This window comes from Pantoea sp. S18 (genome assembly GCF_045689705.1).
Taxonomy (GTDB): Bacteria; Pseudomonadota; Gammaproteobacteria; order Enterobacterales; family Enterobacteriaceae; genus Pantoea; species Pantoea symbiotica.
Genome location: NZ_CP142688.1, coordinates 1,059,082 through 1,077,767, shown reverse-complemented (window position 1 = coordinate 1,077,767; position 18,686 = coordinate 1,059,082). Strand labels below are relative to the sequence as shown.

Here is an 18,686-nt window from a genome sequence, read left to right as displayed (position 1 = left end):
CTGGCGAGAGAAAAACAAAAGGGGAAAGATTTTTCCCCTTTTTTAAGATAACAACGTGGTGCGATTGTTTATTTATTCACCAGAAGCCTGGGCTTCATGCTTTCCATAAATCAACATCGGTTCGGATTGACCTTCAATCACTGATTCATCAATCACTACTTTTTCAACGTCATCCATTGAAGGCAGGTCGTACATGGTTTCAAGTAACGCACCTTCAACGATAGAACGCAGACCACGCGCACCGGTTTTACGTGACATCGCTTTTTTAGCGATCGCCGTTAAGGCTTCGTCGCGGAATTCCAGTTCTACACCTTCCAGATTGAACAGCGCCTGATACTGTTTGGTCAGCGCGTTCTTCGGCTCACGCAGGATCTGAATCAGCGCTTCTTCACTCAGTTCGCTCAGCGTTGCCACAACCGGCAGACGACCAATGAACTCAGGAATCAGACCAAACTTGATCAAATCTTCTGGCTCAACCTGCGACAGCAATTCGCCTTCGCTCGCCTTCTGGGATTTGCCCTTCACGGTTGCGCCGAAGCCGATGCCGGATCCGGTTTCAACACGCTGGGAAATCACCTTATCGAGACCGGCGAATGCGCCACCACAGATGAACAGAATCTTGGAGGTATCAACCTGCAAGAACTCCTGCTGTGGATGTTTGCGTCCGCCCTGCGGCGGTACGGCAGCCACGGTGCCTTCAATTAATTTCAACAGCGCTTGCTGTACGCCTTCGCCCGAGACGTCACGAGTGATCGACGGGTTGTCAGACTTACGAGAAATCTTGTCGATTTCATCGATGTAGACAATGCCGCGTTGCGCTTTCTGCACGTCGTAATCACATTTCTGCAGCAGCTTCTGGATGATGTTTTCAACGTCTTCACCCACGTAACCCGCTTCGGTCAGCGTGGTGGCATCCGCCATGGTGAATGGCACATCCAGCAAGCGCGCCAGCGTTTCTGCCAACAGTGTTTTACCGCTACCGGTTGGACCGATCAGCAAAATGTTACTTTTGCCCAGTTCAATGCCGTTGCTGGTATCGCCATTACGCAAGCGTTTGTAGTGGTTATATACCGCTACTGCCAACACTTTCTTCGCCCTTTCCTGACCAATAACATAATCATCAAGGTGATGGCGGATTTCATGCGGCGTCGGCAGTGAGCTACGCTCGCGATGCGGCGCAACTTCCTTAATCTCTTCACGAATGATGTCGTTGCAAAGATCAACGCACTCATCGCAAATGTACACTGACGGCCCGGCAATTAGCTTACGGACTTCATGCTGGCTTTTGCCGCAGAAAGAGCAGTACAGCAACTTACCTGAACCGTCTTTGCGCTTATCTGTCATCAGCTAACCTCTTTTCTTTCTCAGACCAAATTTGTTGTACGGCGCTGGCCGTACATCAACGGCCGATATGCATTCAACCCATCTGCCTGCTTCCCGTTAACTATAGCGTAAGGGGCAGACAGATGTGTCTTATTGGCGATGCGTCAGGATTGAGTCAACCAAACCGTACTCAACCGCTTCGCTCGCAGAGAGGAAACGATCGCGCTCGGTGTCGCGTTCAATCTCTTCCAGCGATTTGCCGGTGTGCTCAGCCATCAACTCATTCATGCGCTGCTTCACTTTCAGAATTTCGCGCGCATGGATTTCGATATCCGTCGCCTGGCCCTGATAGCCGCCCAACGGCTGATGAATCATCACACGTGAATTAGGCAGGCAGAAGCGTTTGCCTTTGGTGCCTGCGGTCAGCAGGAACGCACCCATTGAACAAGCCTGACCCATACAGATGGTGCTGACATCGGGCTTGATAAACTTCATTGTGTCATAAATCGACATCCCAGCAGTAATCACGCCGCCTGGCGAGTTAATGTAGAGGTAAATGTCTTTTTCAGGATTCTCAGCTTCCAGAAACAGCATCTGCGCCACGATCAGGTTAGCCATATGATCTTCAACCTGACCGGTCAGGAAGATCACACGCTCTTTGAGCAGGCGAGAGTAGATGTCGTAAGAACGCTCGCCGCGCGAGGTTTGTTCGACCACCATTGGCACCAGCGCCATGTGCGGTGCAGTAAATTCACGATCGCCACTGTATGACATTACCGTCTCCTGATAAATTTCATTGGCAACATTCTGTACCGATTTTACGTAAGCCGAGGCGCAAACACTACGTGCCACGGTCTCAAACCGAAATAACAACCCGGTTAATCAGTCAGTCTCACTGTTTTCATGCATTCTCCCTGTATCTGGGGATGCTGCCCAGTTGTTTCAAGCATAACAACCTTTTGCCCATTCGCTAACACGGAAAAAGAGCTTAGCGAATAATTTGCCGATTAATTAAGCAAATAGAGGACAAATCAGTGTACTTAACGCCAGAAACGAAAAAGCCCGCGACTTTTCAGTCACGGGCTTAGCACTAACGGTTAACGAATGAATCAGGCCGCAGAGGTCTGGTTCATCAGTTCCTGGAAGTTAGTGGCTTTATCGGTCACTTTCGCTTTCGCCAGTACCGCTTCAACCGCTTGCTCTTCCAGAGCCACGTTGCGCATGTTGTTCATGAGCTCGCTGTTCTTGCTGTAGAACTCGATCACTTCCTGCGGATCTTCGTACGCAGAAGCCATCTCTTCGATCAGCGTCTTAACGCGATCTTCGTCGGCCTGAAGTTCGTTGATGCGAATCACTTCGCCCAACAGCAGACCCACAACTACGCGACGTTTAGCCTGCTCTTCGAACAGTTCACGTGGCAGTTCCAGCGCTTGCTTCTCGTTGCCACCAAAACGCTGTGCAGCCTGACGACGCAGAACGTCGATTTCGCTGTCGATCAGCGCAACCGGAACGTCGATGTCGTTGGCGTTAACCAGACCGTCGATTGCCTGAGTCTTCACGCGGTTACGGATAGCACCTTTCAGCTCGCGATCCATGTTCTTACGCACTTCTGCACGCAGACCGGCAACTGAACCATCTTCCACGCCAAAGCGCTTGATGAACTCTTCAGTCAGCTCTGGCAGTTCGCGGGTTTCAACTTTCTTCAGCACGATTTCGAACTTCGCATCTTTCCCTTTCAGGTTTTCTGCGTGGTAATCGTCTGGGAATTTCACGTCGATAGTGAAGGTTTCGCCGGCTTTATGGCCAACAACGCCCTCTTCGAAGCCTGGGATCATACGACCCTGGCCCATTGCCAGCACGAAGTCAGAGGCTTTGCCGCCTTCAAACTCTTCGCCGTCAACAGAACCGCTGAAGTCGATGGTCGCGCGATCTTCAGCTGTCGCAGCTGCATCGCTCTCTTTCCAGGTCGCCTGCTGCTTCTGCAGGGTTTCCAGCATGGTATCAACGTCAGCGTCAGTCACTTCTACTACTGGCTTCTCGACTTCGATTGCGTCCAGGCCTTTCAGCTCAACTTCTGGATACACTTCGAACTCAACCGCGTAGGTGAAGTCTTCGCCTTCTTTATATTCGCCCGGCACATAGTTTGGTGCGCCAGCCGGATTGATTTTCTCTTTGATGATGGCGTCAACGAAGTTGCGCGTCATCAGCTCGCCCAGCACGTCCTGGCGAACAGAAGCACCGTAGCGCTGAGAAATGATGTGTGCCGGCACTTTGCCTTTACGGAAACCGTCGATACGGACTTTCTTAGCCACTTCCACCAGTTCTTTCTTCACTGCGCTTTCGATGCTGTCAGCTGCAACAGTAATCGAAATGCGACGGCCCAGACCCTGAGTGGTTTCTACTGAAACTGTCATCTTGTTACCTCAAAAAATCACGTGCTCGGTCAACTTCAGACACCACACATAAAATGCGCCGTATCCAACAACCGGGACGGCCTCTGCAGGCAGAACCTAATCCCTGTCACCAGAAGCGTCCCGAAGACATTCCGGAAAAATAGACGCAGCATTATAGCGGCATCGCTGGAATGAGTCGAGGCTGCAAACTCACCACTTTTTAGCGGTTTTGCTACTTTTTTGCGCCGTAGATCGCGTTTGAGTGTAATAAATGAAAAGAAAACGGCCCGCAGGCCGTTTTTGAGGATGAGGTAGAGGGGAATTCAGGCAAGCGTGCCAGCACCGCGACAATTCGGTGAAGCCAAAACCGTATCCTGCAATCCATCCCACTCTTTTTGCGTGTAAGTATGCAGTGCCAGCGCGTGTACGCTGCCCGCTAATTCGGTTGCCAGTTCGCCATAAATAGCGCGATGACGTTGTAGAAAGCGCTGACCGGTAAATCGATCGCTGACAATCACCACTTTAAAGTGACTTTCAGAACCGGCGGGCACGTTATGACGGTAGCTTTCATCATGCACTTCAAGATGTGCAGGCTCGAAAGCGTTACGCAACTTTTCTTCTATTTGTTCGCGAATCATGATTAACACTCCTTTCCGGCGAGCGCTGTGCCCATCTGTTTAAATATTAGTAGGTTTTTTACCGCTTCCGCAGCTTGGCCGTAAATAAATCCGCCAGCGCTGCGCATAGTAACCTGCTTATCTTGCAGGTCAACCGGCTGGCATTTCATCCTGTCCGAAAAAAGCCTTTACAATCAATTTCCATTGGCCCGGGGCTTTTTTCACCGCTGCGCAATGCTATGATGGCCGCAGTTTTGCAAACCAACCCATATGCTAACGAGAATGAGTATGTTGAAAAAACTGTTATTCCCTCTGCTGGCTGCTTTTATTTTGGCCGGCTGTGCCAGCAACAACACCACGTTGGATATTCAACCGAAGATTCAACTGCCGCAGCAAGATCCAAGCCTGATGGGCGTCACCATCAGCGTTAACGGTGCCGATCAACGTTCCGATCAGGCGCTGGCCAAAGTGAACCGTGATGGTCAGTTGATCACACTGACACCATCCCGCGATCTGCGCTTCCTGCTGCAGGAAGTGTTAGAGAAGCAGATGACGTCGCGCGGCTACATGATTGGTCCAAGCGGTGCCGTTGATCTGCAGATCGTGGTGAATGGCCTGTATGCGGATGTGACACAAGGCAACGTGCGCTACAGCATTACCACCAAGGCGGATATCTCCATCATCGCCACCGCTAAAAACGGTAACAAGCAGGTGAAAAACTATCGCCAGACTTACAGCGTAGAAGGCGCGTTTACCGCCACCAACGCGAAGATCACCAACGCGGTTAACTCAACGCTGAGTGACGTGATTGCTGATATGGCGCAGGACACCAGCGTTCACAACTTCATCAAGCAGAACGCCCGCTAATTTCCGCAGTAATTTGCCCGGCGACGTTTCGCCGGGCTTCATTTCAGGTTGGCTATGACATCTCACTATCTGCGTATTTTTACCCAACGTAATGCGGCGGTACTGCTGCTGCTGGGTTTTGCCTCAGGCTTACCGCTGGCGTTAACCGCCGGGACGTTACAGGCGTGGATGACGGTAGAGAATGTTGACCTGAAAACCATCGGTTTCTTCTCCCTTGTCGGCCAGGCTTACGTGTTTAAGTTCCTGTGGTCGCCGATGATGGATCGCTATACGCCACCGTTTCTCGGTCGCCGTCGCGGCTGGCTGCTGGTCACGCAGCTGGCGCTGATTGGCGGCATTATCGCCATGGGCTTTATGCAGCCTTCGCGTGACTTAACGCTGCTGGCTGCGCTGGCGGTGCTGGTTGCCTTCTGTTCGGCCTCGCAGGATATCGTGTTTGATGCCTGGAAAACCGATGTGCTGCCGCCGGAAGAGCGCGGCAGCGGCGCGGCGATCACCGTGCTGGGTTATCGTCTGGCGATGTTGATTTCGGGTGGGCTGGCGCTGTGGTTAGCGGATCGCTATCTTGGCTGGCAAGCCACTTACTGGCTGATGGCGCTGCTGATGGTGCCGGGCCTGATCGCCACCTTACTGGCGAAAGAGCCGGAGATGCCGGCGCGCGAACCGCATTCGCTTCGCCAGGCCGTGACATTCCCGCTTAAAGACTTTTTCCAGCGTAATAACGCCTGGCTGCTGATCACGCTGATTATCCTTTATAAGCTTGGCGATGCGTTTGCCGCCTCGCTCACCACCACGTTCCTGATTCGCGGCGTCGGTTTTAGTGCTGGCGATGTCGGCCTGGTGAACAAAACGCTTGGCCTGCTGGCCACCATCATCGGCGCGCTGTACGGCGGTGTGCTGATGCAGCGCCTGAGTTTGTTCCGCGCCCTGATGATTTTCGGCGTGCTGCAAGCGGTGTCGAACTTTGCTTACTGGTTGCTGGCGGTGACGCCACCGCACTTGTGGAGCATGGCGAGCGCGGTGTTTATTGAAAACCTGTGCGGTGGCATGGGCACTGCGGCCTTTGTCGCATTGTTAATGACGCTGTGCAACAAGTCCTTCTCTGCAACGCAGTTCGCGCTGCTCTCTGCCCTCTCCGCCGTGGGTCGCGTTTACGTCGGTCCCGCTGCCGGTTGGCTGGTTGAACTGTGGGGCTGGCCGACCTTCTATGCTTTCACCGTGTTTGCTGGCGCACCGGGATTGCTGCTGTTGTGGCTGTGTCGCGGCACCTTGCACAGCATGCAGCAAAGCGGGGAGTTTGTGATGCGCAGCTTGTGGCCGCAAGGTTACCGCTGGACGGTGCGTCTGTTTAGCATTGGCTGCGGCTTGCTGGCCTTATGGCTGCTCGCATTAGCACTCAATGCCAGCGGAGTTGTGCAGCTCAATACGCTGCTCACGCCAATGTTTGAAGCCGGAATGGCATTTGCGCTGTTGGCTGTCGCACTCGGGGTTATTTTGGATAGTTTGGCATTAAAAAAAGCGGCGCGGGAAAATCTGGGTTAAGTAAGCCAATTTTCGTGACGAAATAATCGGCTAAAAAATATCAGTCGCCGATTTTACCAATAGCATTTTTTTTAAAGCGAATTAGAAACATTAAATTAACAACTGCTGGCGAATATTTAAATCCGGTGCGCAATTACTTTGTATAAAAGACATCGCTGAAATGATGCAGAAATGTTAAATAAATGAGTATTAAGAGTACGGTTTATACTTTCCCTGATTTTTCTGCGGTTTCTACCATTGGTTTTTGTTATATTGATGCCAACTGCTTGTCGCAGTTAATAATTTGTCACCCTGCGTAACATCTGTGACACCCTTAGCAAAAGGTGTCAACAGCCTTCTGACACATCCTTAAGCTGGTTTACACTGCATAAACCTTCCCGTAAAATGCGCGCACACTTAAACGACAATAGAGCCCTTTGTCATTGAGGTCGTTAAATGAGACTCAGTAAATACAATAAAAGTTTGGGGATTTTGTCATTAATTGCAGGCGCTGTATTACTCAGTGGCTGCGATAGTGCGTTGTTAAATCCCAAAGGACAGATTGCACTGGAGCAACGTTCGTTGATTCTGACAGCTTTCGGCTTGATGATGATCGTCGTTATCCCGGCAGTCTTCATGGCAGTATTCTTTGCCTGGAAATATCGGGCAACCAATACTAACGCAACTTATAGCCCTAACTGGTCACACTCGAACAAAGTGGAAGCCGTGGTCTGGACCATTCCGATCCTGATCATTATCTTCCTCGGCGTTTTGACCTGGAAATCAACCCACGCGCTGGAGCCGAGCAAACCGCTGGTTTCTGACGTTAAACCGGTTGAGATCGACGTAGTGGCACTGGACTGGAAATGGCTGTTCATTTACCCGGAACAGGGTATTGCAACCGTTAACCAGATTGCCTTCCCGGCAAACACTCCGGTGAACTTCAAGATCACCTCCAACTCCGTGATGAACTCCTTCTTTATTCCTACTCTCGGCAGCCAGATCTACGCGATGGCCGGTATGCAGACCAAACTGCATCTGATCGCCAACGAGCCAGGAACATTTGACGGTATCTCTGCGAACTTCAGTGGTCGTGGTTTCTCTGGCATGAAGTTCAAAGCCATTGCAACTAAAGACGATGCGGAATTCCAGCAGTGGGTTGCCAAAGTTAAAGCGGCACCTAACGCGCTGAACACCATGGATGATTTCGAGAAACTGGCTACGCCAAGCGAAAATCACCCGGTGGAATATTTCTCTACGACGAATCCAGAACTGTTCAAGCAAGTTATTGATAAGTTCAAGATGAGCCACGGGAAGATGGACATGCCAGAGCATAAAGGCATGGACATGAGTCACGCCGCTTCCGCGGGAGCCGAGGAATAATACGATGTTCGGAAAATTAACACTGGATGCAGTGCCATACCACGAACCCATTATCGTGGTTACGGTCGCCGCTATCATCTTAGGTGGTCTGGCACTGGTTGCTGCGATTACCTATTTTGGTAAGTGGCAGTACCTGTGGTCAGAATGGTTCACCTCCATCGACCACAAAAAACTGGGTATCATGTACATCATCATGGCTTTCGTCATGTTGCTGCGCGGCTTTGCCGATGCGGTAATGATGCGTACCCAACAAGTGATGGCTTCCGCTGGGGAAGCCGGCATACTACCGCCGCACCACTACGACCAGATCTTCACCGCTCACGGCGTGATCATGATCTTCTTCGTGGCGATGCCATTCGTGGTAGGTCTGATGAACATCGCGGTACCGCTGCAAATCGGTGCACGTGACGTTGCCTTCCCGTTCCTGAACAACCTGAGCTTCTGGTTTACCGCGATCGGTGTGATCCTGGTGAACATCTCTCTGGGTGTGGGCGAGTTCGCACAGACCGGCTGGTTGGCTTATCCGCCGCTTTCGGGTGCGGAGTACAGTCCTGGCGTCGGGGTCGATTACTGGATCTGGAGTCTCCAGCTGTCCGGTATCGGTACGACACTGACCGGTATCAACTTCTTCGTTACCATTCTGAAGATGCGTGCGCCGGGCATGGACCTGTTCAAAATGCCGGTATTCACCTGGGCATCACTGTGTACTAACGTCCTGATCATCGCTGCGTTCCCGGTACTGACCGTTACGCTGGCACTGTTGACGCTTGACCGTTACCTTGGCTTCCATTTCTTCACCAATGAAATGGGCGGTAACATGATGATGTACGTCAACCTGATTTGGGTCTGGGGTCACCCGGAAGTGTACATCCTGGTTCTGCCGGTGTTTGGTGTCTTCGCTGAAGTCACTGCTACCTTCTCTAAAAAGCGTCTGTTCGGTTACACCTCTCTGGTGTGGGCGACCATCGCGATTACCGTCTTGTCGTTCATCGTTTGGCTGCACCACTTCTTCACCATGGGTGCGGGCGCGAACGTAAACGCCTTCTTCGGTATCATGACGATGATCATCGCTATCCCTACCGGCGTGAAAATCTTCAACTGGCTGTTCACCATGTATCAGGGTCGCGTTGAGTTCCACTCAGCAATGCTGTGGACCATCGGCTTCCTGGTTACCTTCTCGATTGGTGGTATGACAGGTGTTCTGCTGGCGGTTCCGGGTGCGGACTTCATTCTGCACAACAGCCTGTTCCTGATCGCGCACTTCCATAACGTGATTATCGGTGGTGTGGTGTTCGGTTGTATGGCTGGCGTGACCTACTGGTTCCCGAAAGCATTCGGCTTCACGCTGAATGAAAAATGGGGCATCCGCGCGTTCTGGTTCTGGATCATCGGCTTCTTCGTGGCATTCATGCCGCTGTATGCGCTGGGCTTCATGGGTATGACGCGTCGTATCAGCCAGGACATCGATCCTCAGTTCCACTCACTGCTGGTCGTTGCAGCAGGCGGTGCGGCGCTGATCGCTTGCGGTATCCTGTGCCAGATTACCCAGTTCTACGTTTCTGTGCGTGACCGCGACCAGAACCGTGACCTGACCGGTGACCCGTGGGGTGGACGTACGCTGGAGTGGGCAACCTCTTCACCGCCGCCGTTCTACAACTTTGCTGTTATCCCTCATATCCACGAGCGCGATGCGTTCTGGGAAATGAAAGAGAAAGGCGAAGCGTACAAGCAGCCAGAAAAATATGAAGAAATTCATATGCCGAAAAACAGCGGCGCAGCCATTGTTATCGCGGCCCTGATGACTGTCTTCGGTTTCGCTATGATCTGGCACATTTGGTGGCTGGCTGGCCTTACCTTCCTGGGCACTATCGTGACCTGGATTGTGAAGAGCTTCGATGAAGACGTGGATTACTACGTACCGGTTGCCGAAGTCGAGCAGATCGAGAAGAAGCACTTTGACGAAATCAGCAAAGCAGGTCTGAAATAATGTCAACTGAAACTGCAAAACACCACCACGACGCCCATGCGGAGCATGGGCATCACGATGCAGGAGCCAATAAAGTCTTTGGCTTCTGGATCTACCTGATGAGTGACTGCATTATCTTCGCAACCCTGTTTGCGACCTATGCAGTAATGGTCAATAACACTGCCGGTGGCCCGGCAGGTAAAGACATCTTCGAACTGCCGTTCGTCCTGGTCGAAACCGCGCTGCTGCTGCTCAGCTCCATTACCTATGGTATGGCAGTGATTGCGATGAACAACCAGAACAAGGGCTCGGTCATCAGCTGGTTAGCGTTGACCTTCCTGTTCGGTGCTGGCTTTATCGGCATGGAAATCTATGAATTCCATCACCTGATCAAAGAAGGCTTCGGTCCTGATCGCAGCGGCTTCCTGTCAGCGTTCTTCACGCTGGTCGGCACGCACGGTTTGCACGTGACCTCTGGCCTGATCTGGATGGCAGTGATGATGTTCCAGATTTCTAAACGTGGTCTGACTGCAACCAACCGCACCCGTATCATGTGCCTCAGCTTGTTCTGGCACTTCCTGGATGTGGTTTGGATCTGCGTATTCACCGTTGTCTACCTGATGGGAGCCATGTAATGAGTCATTCTGTTAACGAACATGGCGCTTCGCACGGTAGCGTGAAGTCTTACATGATCGGCTTCGTCCTCTCTATCATCCTGACCGGTATTCCGTTCTGGATGGTAATGGATGGCGGCGCTTCACACGGCACTATTCTGGGTGTGGTTCTGGTGTGTGCGGTAGTTCAGGTGCTGGTTCACCTCGTCTACTTCCTGCACTTAGACAGCAAATCAGAAGGTGGCTGGAACATGGTGGCCATCGTCTTCTCAGCACTCATTATCTTGATTGTTGTTGTAGGCTCACTGTGGATTATGTGGAACCTCAACTACAACATGATGGCCCACTAAAGAGTCGCGTAATGATTAAGCAATACCTGCAAGTAACAAAACCAGGAATTATTTTCGGCAATTTAATTTCTGTGATCGGTGGATTCCTGCTGGCTTCGAAAGGCAGCATTGATTACACCCTGTTTCTCGCCTCGCTGGTTGGCGTATCGCTGGTTGTCGCATCAGGTTGTGTTTTCAACAACGTGATTGACCGCGATATCGACATCAAAATGGAGAGAACGCGGAACCGTGTTCTGGTCAAAGGCCTGATCTCGGCGAAAGTAAGCCTGGTTTATGCAACCGCATTGGGTATTGCTGGCTTTGCGTTGCTGTATTTCGGCGCTAACCCGCTGGCCATGTGGCTGGCGGTGATGGGCTTCGTGGTTTATGTAGGCGTTTACAGCCTCTATATGAAGCGTAACTCTGTCTACGGCACGCTGATTGGTAGTCTATCTGGCGCTGCGCCGCCGGTGATTGGCTACTGCGCAGTGACCAACCAGTTTGATGCTGGCGCGTTGATTTTACTGGCTATCTTTAGCCTGTGGCAGATGCCGCACTCCTATGCGATTGCCATCTTCCGCTTTAAAGATTACCAGGCTGCCAACATTCCGGTTCTGCCGGTGGTAAAAGGCATCTCAGTGGCGAAAAATCATATTACGCTGTATATCCTGGCGTTCATGATTGCCACGCTGATGCTGACCCTTGGCGGTTACGCGGGCTACAAATATCTGGTGGTGGCTGCGGCCGTTAGCGTGTGGTGGCTCGGCATGGCACTTTCTGGTTACAAAACCTCAAACGACAAAGTTTGGGCGCGTAAACTGTTTGTGTTCTCGATTGTTGCTATCACCGCCTTGAGCGTGATGATGTCGGTTGATTTCATGACGCCAGCGTCGAAAGATTTGCTGACTTACGTCTGGTAATTCAGCTCCGCAAAACCAGAAAGGGCGCGAATTTCGCGCCCTTTCTTTTTGTTACCACTGCTTAAGAACAAATGTTTTACCCGCCCTGCCCTGCTGCCTAGAATGGGCGCAGTATAATTTTGAGGTAAACATGAACGACAATAAAATGACGCCAGTAGAGCTTCGCGCTACATGGGGTTTAGGTACCGTTTTTTCCCTGCGCATGCTGGGAATGTTTATGGTCTTGCCGGTACTCACCACGTACGGCATGGCGTTACAGGGCGCCAGTGAAACACTGATTGGTCTCGCAATCGGTATCTATGGTTTGGCACAAGCCATCTTCCAGATTCCATTTGGTCTCCTCTCCGATCGCGTCGGCCGTAAGCCACTGATCGTTGGCGGGCTGCTGCTGTTCGTTTTCGGCAGTGTTATTGCTGCCACCTCCGACACCATTTGGGGTGTGATTTTAGGTCGCGCATTACAAGGTTCCGGCGCGATTGCCGCAGCGGTAATGGCGTTGCTGTCGGACTTAACCCGTGAACAGAACCGTACCAAAGCGATGGCGTTTATCGGCATCAGCTTTGGCGTTACCTTTGCCATTGCCATGGTAGTTGGCCCGATTGTCACCCACGCGCTCGGCTTGCATGCGCTGTTCTGGATGATCGCTATCCTCGCAACGCTTGGCATCTTCATCACCTTATTAGTGGTGCCGAACGCACCAAACCATGTATTAAACCGCGAATCCGGCATGGTGAAAGGCAGCATCCGTGCAGTGCTGACCAATCCAAAACTGTTAAAACTGAATATCGGCATTCTCTGCCTGCACATTCTGTTGATGTCGAGCTTCGTGGCGCTGCCAGGACAGTTTGAGCAAGCCGGTTTACCGGCGGCAGAACACTGGAAAGTTTATCTGGTGACCATGCTGGTGGCGTTTGTCGCCGTGGTGCCTTTCATTATCTATGCCGAAGTGAAGCGCCGCATGAAGCGCGTGTTCGTTGGCTGCGTGGCGATCATAATCATCGCGGAAATCGTATTGTGGGGCGCGGCAGGCCACTTCTGGACGCTGGTGATTGGCGTGCAGCTGTTCTTCCTCGCCTTCAACCTAATGGAAGCGATTCTGCCGTCGCTGATCAGTAAAGAGTCGCCGCCGGGCTACAAAGGCACCGCGATGGGCATCTACTCCACCAGCCAGTTCATTGGCGTGGCGATTGGCGGCAGCATGGGCGGTTGGATATATGGTCATGTTGATGCACAAACCGTATTCCTGGTCGGCGCGATTGTCGCTGCTGCCTGGCTGTTTGTGGCGATGTCGATGCAGGAACCACCGTACGTCAGCAGCCTGCGCATTATGCTCAGTGATGCGGTGCTGGCGGTACCTAATCTTGAGAAACGATTAAAAGCGCAGCCCGGCGTGGCGTCGGTGTTTATCGTGCCGGAAGAGAAAAGTGCCTACATCAAAATCGACAGTAAAGTGACGAGCCGCGTCGAACTTGAAGCGCTGCTCGCCAGCTGTTAAATGACAAGCCCGACCATCGCGTCGGGCTTTTTATTACAGCGACATATCCACCACGATGCGCCCTTCAATCTTGCCAGCGTGCATACGCGCGAAGATATCGTTGATGTTAGTCAGCGGTTCAACCGCCACGGTGGCTTTCACCTTATGACGACCGGCGAAATCCAGCGCTTCCTGCAGATCTTTGCGCGTACCCACGATGGAACCGCGCACCGTAATGCCATCCAGCACCATATTGAAGATCGACAGATCGAATTTGCCCGGCGGCAAACCGTTCAGCACCATGGTGCCGCCACGACGCAGCGTACCAATCGCCTGTTCGAATGCTTTCGGTGAAACTGCCGTCACCAGCACGCCATGCGCGCCGCCGAAACTCTCCTGGAACACTTTGGCCGGATCGACATTTTTCGCATTCGCTACCACGCTGGCACCGAGACGTTTAGCAAACTCAAGCTTCTCATCATCGATATCTACCGCCGCCACATTCAGACCCATCGCCACCGCGTACTGCACCGCCATATGCCCTAAACCGCCGATACCGGAAATCACCACCCAATCGCCGGGTTTGGTGTCGGTCATTTTCAGCCCTTTATACACGGTGACGCCCGCACAGAGGATCGGCGCGATTTCGTTGTAATCGACGTTATCCGGGATGATACCGACATAGTTGGCATCGGCGAGGCAATATTCCGCGAAGCTGCCATTCACCGAGTAACCGGCATTTTGCTGCGATAAACACAGCGTTTCCCAGCTATCCAGACAATGCTCACAATGGCCGCACGCCGAATAAAGCCACGGTACACCAACGCGATCGCCCATCTTCAGGTGCTTAACGCCCTCGCCCAGCGCCACAACCTGGCCCACACCTTCGTGGCCCGGAATAAACGGCGGATTAGGTTTAATCGGCCAGTCGCCTTCGGCTGCGTGGAGATCGGTATGGCACACGCCGGTAGCTGCGATTTTCACCAAAATCTGCCCCGGCCCGACCTGCGGCACCGGCACCTGCTCAATCACTAACGGTTCACCAAAAGACTTCACAACAGCGGCTTTCATGGTGGTTTTGATTTGCATATTCATCTTTCACTCTCCATTTGATCGGATGCGGACTTAGAACAGGCCCAAAGGCGCGGTGCCATAGCTGACCAGCAGATTTTTGGTTTGTTGATAGGCGCTGAGCGCCATCTTGTGCGTCTCACGGCCAACACCCGATTGCTTATAGCCGCCGAATGCCGCGTGAGCGGGATAGATGTGATAGCAGTTGGTCCAGACGCGACCGGCTTTAATGCCGCGTCCCATGCGATAGGCCAGGTTGGTATCGCGCGTCCACACGCCCGCACCAAGGCCGAACTGGGTTTCATTGGCGATGGCGAGGGCTTCTGCTTCATCCTTAAAGGTTGTAACACCAATCACCGGCCCAAAAATCTCCTCCTGGAAACAGCGCATCTGGTTAGTTCCTTTGATTAAGGTCGGCTGAATGTAGAATCCGTCATTCAGTTCTGCGGCCACGCTGGCGCGATCGCCACCGGTGAGAATCTGCCCGCCTTCGTCGCGTGCGATGTTGATATACGACAGGATTTTATCGAATTGCTGGCGTGAAGCCTGCGCACCAATCATGGTGTCGGTATCGAGCGGATCGCCACGACGAATATTGGCCACCTTCGCCATCACGCGATCCATAAAGGGTTGATAGATCGATTCATGAATCAAAGCGCGTGACGGGCAAGTACAGACTTCGCCCTGATTAAAGAAGCCGAGCACTAACCCTTCCACCGCTTTCTCAATAAACTCATCCTCGCCATCCATTACATCGGCGAAGTAGATATTCGGCGACTTGCCGCCCAGCTCAACAGTACAAGGAATGATGTTTTCGGCGGCACAGGCCATGATGTGACGACCCACAGGCGTTGAACCGGTAAAGGCGATTTTGGCGATGCGTTTACTGGTCGCCAGCGCTTCACCCGCTTCACGACCAAAGCCCTGCACCACATTCAACACGCCAGCCGGGAACAGATCGCCAATCACCTCCATCAGCAGCGTAATGCCCAGCGGCGTCTGTTCCGCCGGTTTCAGCACCACACAGTTCCCCGCCGCCAGCGCCGGCGCCAGTTTCCACGCCGCCATTAACAGCGGGAAGTTCCACGGAATGATCTGCCCAACCACGCCGAGCGGCTCATGGAAGTGATACGCCACGGTGGTTTCATCGATCTCCGCAGTGCTGCCCTCTTGCGCCCGCAGGCAACCGGCGAAGTAACGGAAATGATCCACCGCCAGCGGCAGATCGGCATTCAGGGTTTCGCGGATCGGTTTCCCGTTATCCCAGCTCTCCGCCACCGCCAGTTTTTCAAGATTGGCCTCGATACGATCCGCCACCTGCAGCAGGATGTTGGCGCGATGCTGCACGCTGGTTTTTCCCCAGGCATCGGCCGCCTGATGCGCTGCATCCAGCGCTAAATCGATATCACGCGCATCCGAACGCGGGAACTGCGCGATATCGCTGCCATTCACTGGCGAGGTGTTAGTGAAGTATTGGCCGCTGAGCGGCTCGACGAATTTGCCCGCAATGTAGTTGCCGTAAGTCGCCTGAAATGAAACCAAAGCGCCGGGCGTGCCGGGATGTGCATAACGCATCGCAAACTCCTTTAAGTAGGGTCAGATAATCTGAAGGCTCAGTCGCCATTCAGAGAACGTGCTGTCTTAGGAACTATTGCAGCGGGCATGCCAGCTTTTTTCATCAGCCGATTATTTGAAAAAATACACATTTAATCATTAAGTTATAAATCCACGTGCGGCTTAGTTTGCAGATGTTGTACAGAAATGTTCATCATCTGTGTTGCGTATCGCAACAGTACAGAAACCGACCCGCTACAATGCTGCAACACTTTCGCTTGGGCATGAGGTCATCAATGCAGGGAAATCCATCCGCGTCTGCCGTTAACGCCAATCCGCTGTTAAGCGACTCCTGGTTTCGTAGCCAGCTGTATGGTCTCGATCGCACCGCCGATGATTTTCCTCGTGTTCGCCAGGGTGAACTGGCCGATGTGCTCGCCAGCAATGCCGGGCTGCAGCAGTTCGCGCAGCCGGTGATCAAACAGCTGGCGCAGAAACTGGCCGAGAAGCAATCGGTGGTGATTCTGTCGGATGCCACCGGTTTGGTGCTTAATACCTTTGGCGATATGCCTTCGATGGAAAAAGCCCAACGTTATGCGCTGGCTCCGGGCAATTTGTGGAGTGAATGCGGGCGTGGCACCAATGCGATTGGCACCGCGCTGGCGATTGATGACGGCTGCGAGATTGAAGGTCATCAGCACTTCCTGACGCTCAATCAAGGCTTGTACTGCGCGGCGATGCCGCTGCAAATGCCGAACGGCCAAATTGCTGGCGTGCTGGATATTTCCGGCCCGGCGCACTTCCCGCATCCGCAAACCTTTAATTGGGTGAAAGCGGCGGCGAAACAGATCGAATATCTGTGGGTAAAACAGAGCCTGCACCCGCAGCAATGGTTGATGAGCCTGCATCTGCAGCCGCAGGGCATCGATACCAGCGATGAACTGCTGCTGGTGTTCTCGGACAATGTTCTGACCGCCGCTAATCGGCTGGCGATGCGCGAACTGGCGCTGAGCGTCGAACAACTCGGCAGCGTGACCTTTCAACAACTGTTCCCGCAACAGCAGCAGCAAGCCAACACCATTCCCGTTCCGCTCGATTACGCCGTGCAGCGCTACTATTTCCGCCTGCGTGCGCCGCAGCGCAGCCATTTTGCCACGCCGAGCGAACCCGCCAGCGATCTGCCCTTCTCGCTGGGCCGCGATGGCGAGAAGATGGTGCGGCTGCTCAATGCCGGCGTTTCACTGTGCATTCACGGCGAAACCGGCAGCGGCAAAGAGTATGTCAGCCGCGCGCTGCATCAGCAGAGCCGCTGGCGCGAAGGTAAATTCGTTGCCATTAACTGCGCGGCCATCCCCGAAGCGCTGATTGAATCTGAGCTGTTTGGCTATCAACCCGGCGCGTTCACCGGTGCCAGCAAGAATGGCTATATCGGTAAAATCCGTGAAGCGGATGGCGGCGTGCTGTTTCTCGATGAAATTGGCGATATGCCGCTGGCGCTGCAAACCCGCTTGCTACGCGTGTTGCAGGAGAAAGAGGTGGCGCCACTCGGCTCCAGCCGCAGCTGGCCGGTGAATTTTGCGGTGATCAGCGCCACGCACCGCGATTTGGCACAGCGCGTAAATGAAGGCGAATTCCGCGAAGATTTGCTCTATCGCCTGCAGGAATTCTCGATGACCATTCCGCCACTGCGCGACTGGCCGGATGTAGAGGGTTTTATCAGCCGTTTATGGCTGGAGCTGGGCGGCGCGGATCGAGATATTCAGCTTTCACCTGCATTATTAACAGCACTGGCACAGCTGCCGTGGCCGGGCAATGTGCGGCAATTGCGCAGCTTGTTACGCGTGCTGCTGGCGCTGGCGGATGAAGGTGAGGAAGTGACTGAAGTGCATTTGCCGGCCGAGTATCGTCGCGCGGCGTTGCCGCCACAGCCCGATCGTCAGAGTCATGATGAACGATTGATCAGCGAAACGCTGCAGCGCTTTAATGGCAATATCAGTAAAACGGCGGAAGCCTTAGGCGTCGCGCGCAGCACGCTCTATCGTCGTGCGGCGCGCGACAAACGCGATTAGTCGCGGAAGTTTTTGAACTGGAAAGGCTGACCAAGGTTGCCACCGCGCACCAGCGCCATCGCACCTTGCAGATCGTCGCGTGACTTACCGGTTACGCGCAGTTCTTCACCCTGAATCTGCGTCTGCACTTTCAGCTTGCTGTCTTTAATCAGCTTCACCAGCTTTTTCGCGATATCGCTTTCGATACCTTTCTTCAGCTTGGCTTCCACCGACCAGCTTTTACCGCTGTGCACGATCTCTTCTGGCACTTCAATTGCCGCGCCTTCAATGCCACGCTTCAGCAGCTTTTCGCGCAGAATATCCACCAGCTGCTTTACCTGAAAATCAGATTCGCTGCTGAGTTTGATGGTCTCATTCTTTTCGTTGAGCTCAATGGTTGCACTCACGTTACGGAAATCGAAACGGGTTGAGATCTCGCGGCTCGCATTCTCCACGGCATTTCGCACTTCCGACAATTCGACTTCGGAAACGATATCGAAAGATGGCATCTTTTCTTCTCCTGATACTAAAGTGACATGCATAATACGCGTCTTGTGGCGCTAATAAAACACGATACATGGAAAGCTATACTTACTCGTAACGTGA

At 53.0% G+C, this 18,686-nt stretch carries 16 protein-coding genes; 9 read left to right on the top strand and 7 right to left on the bottom strand.

Features of this window, described 5'->3' with window-relative positions:
- Positions 1-72: 72 nt before the first annotated feature.
- The 4 genes from clpX to bolA form a co-directional block, all read right to left on the bottom strand.
- On the bottom strand, positions 73-1,344 hold the full coding sequence (gene clpX / locus VIJ98_RS04760) for an ATP-dependent protease ATP-binding subunit ClpX (protein WP_008103932.1): 1,272 nt from the start codon (positions 1,342-1,344) through the stop codon (positions 73-75).
- Positions 1,345-1,473: 129 nt separating this feature from the next.
- Complete coding sequence (gene clpP / locus VIJ98_RS04755) at positions 1,474-2,097, bottom strand: ATP-dependent Clp endopeptidase proteolytic subunit ClpP (protein ID WP_008103933.1); 624 nt, start codon at positions 2,095-2,097, stop codon at positions 1,474-1,476.
- 335 nt (positions 2,098-2,432) lie between these two features.
- Complete coding sequence (gene tig / locus VIJ98_RS04750) at positions 2,433-3,737, bottom strand: trigger factor (RefSeq protein WP_008103935.1); 1,305 nt, start codon at positions 3,735-3,737, stop codon at positions 2,433-2,435.
- A 302-nt stretch (positions 3,738-4,039) separates the two neighbouring features.
- Positions 4,040-4,354 (bottom strand): transcriptional regulator BolA, encoded by a 315-nt coding sequence (gene bolA, locus VIJ98_RS04745; RefSeq protein ID WP_008103937.1) that lies wholly within the window; start codon positions 4,352-4,354, stop codon positions 4,040-4,042.
- A gap of 267 nt (positions 4,355-4,621) precedes the next feature.
- Between bolA and VIJ98_RS04740 the strand changes: the two genes are divergently transcribed.
- From VIJ98_RS04740 to VIJ98_RS04705, 8 genes are all read left to right on the top strand, one after another.
- The gene (locus VIJ98_RS04740) at positions 4,622-5,200 is read left to right on the top strand and encodes a lipoprotein (RefSeq protein ID WP_007886975.1); all 579 of its coding nucleotides are present in this window, start codon (positions 4,622-4,624) and stop codon (positions 5,198-5,200) included.
- Positions 5,201-5,254: 54 nt separating this feature from the next.
- Positions 5,255-6,742, top strand: a complete 1,488-nt coding sequence (gene ampG / locus VIJ98_RS04735) for a muropeptide MFS transporter AmpG (RefSeq protein ID WP_154153604.1) — start codon at positions 5,255-5,257, stop codon at positions 6,740-6,742.
- Between the two features lie 435 nt (positions 6,743-7,177).
- On the top strand, positions 7,178-8,104 hold the full coding sequence (gene cyoA / locus VIJ98_RS04730; protein ID WP_008103941.1) for a cytochrome o ubiquinol oxidase subunit II: 927 nt from the start codon (positions 7,178-7,180) through the stop codon (positions 8,102-8,104).
- 4 nt (positions 8,105-8,108) lie between these two features.
- A complete protein-coding gene (gene cyoB, locus VIJ98_RS04725) occupies positions 8,109-10,091 on the top strand; it encodes a cytochrome o ubiquinol oxidase subunit I (RefSeq protein WP_008103943.1) in 1,983 nt (660 codons plus the stop codon).
- Positions 10,091-10,705: a cytochrome o ubiquinol oxidase subunit III gene (locus VIJ98_RS04720; RefSeq protein ID WP_007886985.1), complete on the top strand. Its 615-nt coding sequence runs from the start codon at positions 10,091-10,093 to the stop codon at positions 10,703-10,705. Before cyoB ends, VIJ98_RS04720 begins: the two co-directional genes overlap by 1 nt.
- Positions 10,705-11,034, top strand: a complete 330-nt coding sequence (locus VIJ98_RS04715) for a cytochrome o ubiquinol oxidase subunit IV (protein WP_007886986.1) — start codon at positions 10,705-10,707, stop codon at positions 11,032-11,034. Before VIJ98_RS04720 ends, VIJ98_RS04715 begins: the two co-directional genes overlap by 1 nt.
- 11 nt (positions 11,035-11,045) lie before the next feature.
- Positions 11,046-11,933 (top strand): heme o synthase, encoded by an 888-nt coding sequence (gene cyoE, locus VIJ98_RS04710; protein WP_008103945.1) that lies wholly within the window; start codon positions 11,046-11,048, stop codon positions 11,931-11,933.
- A 130-nt stretch (positions 11,934-12,063) separates the two neighbouring features.
- The gene (locus VIJ98_RS04705; RefSeq protein WP_323272490.1) at positions 12,064-13,428 is read left to right on the top strand and encodes an MFS transporter; all 1,365 of its coding nucleotides are present in this window, start codon (positions 12,064-12,066) and stop codon (positions 13,426-13,428) included.
- A gap of 33 nt (positions 13,429-13,461) precedes the next feature.
- On the opposite strand, the gene adhP is transcribed toward VIJ98_RS04705, so the two are convergent.
- Positions 13,462-14,502 (bottom strand): alcohol dehydrogenase AdhP, encoded by a 1,041-nt coding sequence (gene adhP / locus VIJ98_RS04700; RefSeq protein ID WP_061717460.1) that lies wholly within the window; start codon positions 14,500-14,502, stop codon positions 13,462-13,464.
- A gap of 30 nt (positions 14,503-14,532) precedes the next feature.
- Positions 14,533-16,053 carry an aldehyde dehydrogenase family protein gene (locus VIJ98_RS04695; protein WP_154153606.1) on the bottom strand — a complete coding sequence of 507 codons (1,521 nt, stop codon included), beginning with the start codon at positions 16,051-16,053 and terminating at the stop codon, positions 14,533-14,535.
- A 275-nt stretch (positions 16,054-16,328) separates the two neighbouring features.
- Here VIJ98_RS04695 and VIJ98_RS04690 point away from each other — a divergent pair, with 275 nt between their 5' ends.
- Positions 16,329-18,101 carry a sigma-54-dependent Fis family transcriptional regulator gene (locus VIJ98_RS04690; RefSeq protein WP_154153609.1) on the top strand — a complete coding sequence of 591 codons (1,773 nt, stop codon included), beginning with the start codon at positions 16,329-16,331 and terminating at the stop codon, positions 18,099-18,101.
- Here VIJ98_RS04690 and VIJ98_RS04685 read toward each other — a convergent pair.
- Positions 18,098-18,589: a YajQ family cyclic di-GMP-binding protein gene (locus VIJ98_RS04685; protein WP_008103954.1), complete on the bottom strand. Its 492-nt coding sequence runs from the start codon at positions 18,587-18,589 to the stop codon at positions 18,098-18,100. The two genes, VIJ98_RS04690 and VIJ98_RS04685, sit on opposite strands and share 4 nt — an antisense overlap.
- Between the last annotated feature and the right edge of the window lie 97 nt (positions 18,590-18,686).

What these genes read in the sequence shown, in the direction of transcription:
- clpX (WP_008103932.1), bottom strand. Translation starts at nt 1,344, where the DNA reads ATGACAGATAAGCGCAAAGACGGTTCAGGTAAGTTGCTGTACTGCTCT.
- clpP (WP_008103933.1), bottom strand. Translation starts at nt 2,097, where the DNA reads ATGTCATACAGTGGCGATCGTGAATTTACTGCACCGCACATGGCGCTG.
- tig (WP_008103935.1), bottom strand. Translation starts at nt 3,737, where the DNA reads ATGACAGTTTCAGTAGAAACCACTCAGGGTCTGGGCCGTCGCATTTCG.
- bolA (WP_008103937.1), bottom strand. Translation starts at nt 4,354, where the DNA reads ATGATTCGCGAACAAATAGAAGAAAAGTTGCGTAACGCTTTCGAGCCT.
- VIJ98_RS04740 (WP_007886975.1), top strand. Translation starts at nt 4,622, where the DNA reads ATGTTGAAAAAACTGTTATTCCCTCTGCTGGCTGCTTTTATTTTGGCC.
- ampG (WP_154153604.1), top strand. Translation starts at nt 5,255, where the DNA reads ATGACATCTCACTATCTGCGTATTTTTACCCAACGTAATGCGGCGGTA.
- cyoA (WP_008103941.1), top strand. Translation starts at nt 7,178, where the DNA reads ATGAGACTCAGTAAATACAATAAAAGTTTGGGGATTTTGTCATTAATT.
- cyoB (WP_008103943.1), top strand. Translation starts at nt 8,109, where the DNA reads ATGTTCGGAAAATTAACACTGGATGCAGTGCCATACCACGAACCCATT.
- VIJ98_RS04720 (WP_007886985.1), top strand. Translation starts at nt 10,091, where the DNA reads ATGTCAACTGAAACTGCAAAACACCACCACGACGCCCATGCGGAGCAT.
- VIJ98_RS04715 (WP_007886986.1), top strand. Translation starts at nt 10,705, where the DNA reads ATGAGTCATTCTGTTAACGAACATGGCGCTTCGCACGGTAGCGTGAAG.
- cyoE (WP_008103945.1), top strand. Translation starts at nt 11,046, where the DNA reads ATGATTAAGCAATACCTGCAAGTAACAAAACCAGGAATTATTTTCGGC.
- VIJ98_RS04705 (WP_323272490.1), top strand. Translation starts at nt 12,064, where the DNA reads ATGAACGACAATAAAATGACGCCAGTAGAGCTTCGCGCTACATGGGGT.
- adhP (WP_061717460.1), bottom strand. Translation starts at nt 14,502, where the DNA reads ATGAATATGCAAATCAAAACCACCATGAAAGCCGCTGTTGTGAAGTCT.
- VIJ98_RS04695 (WP_154153606.1), bottom strand. Translation starts at nt 16,053, where the DNA reads ATGCGTTATGCACATCCCGGCACGCCCGGCGCTTTGGTTTCATTTCAG.
- VIJ98_RS04690 (WP_154153609.1), top strand. Translation starts at nt 16,329, where the DNA reads ATGCAGGGAAATCCATCCGCGTCTGCCGTTAACGCCAATCCGCTGTTA.
- VIJ98_RS04685 (WP_008103954.1), bottom strand. Translation starts at nt 18,589, where the DNA reads ATGCCATCTTTCGATATCGTTTCCGAAGTCGAATTGTCGGAAGTGCGA.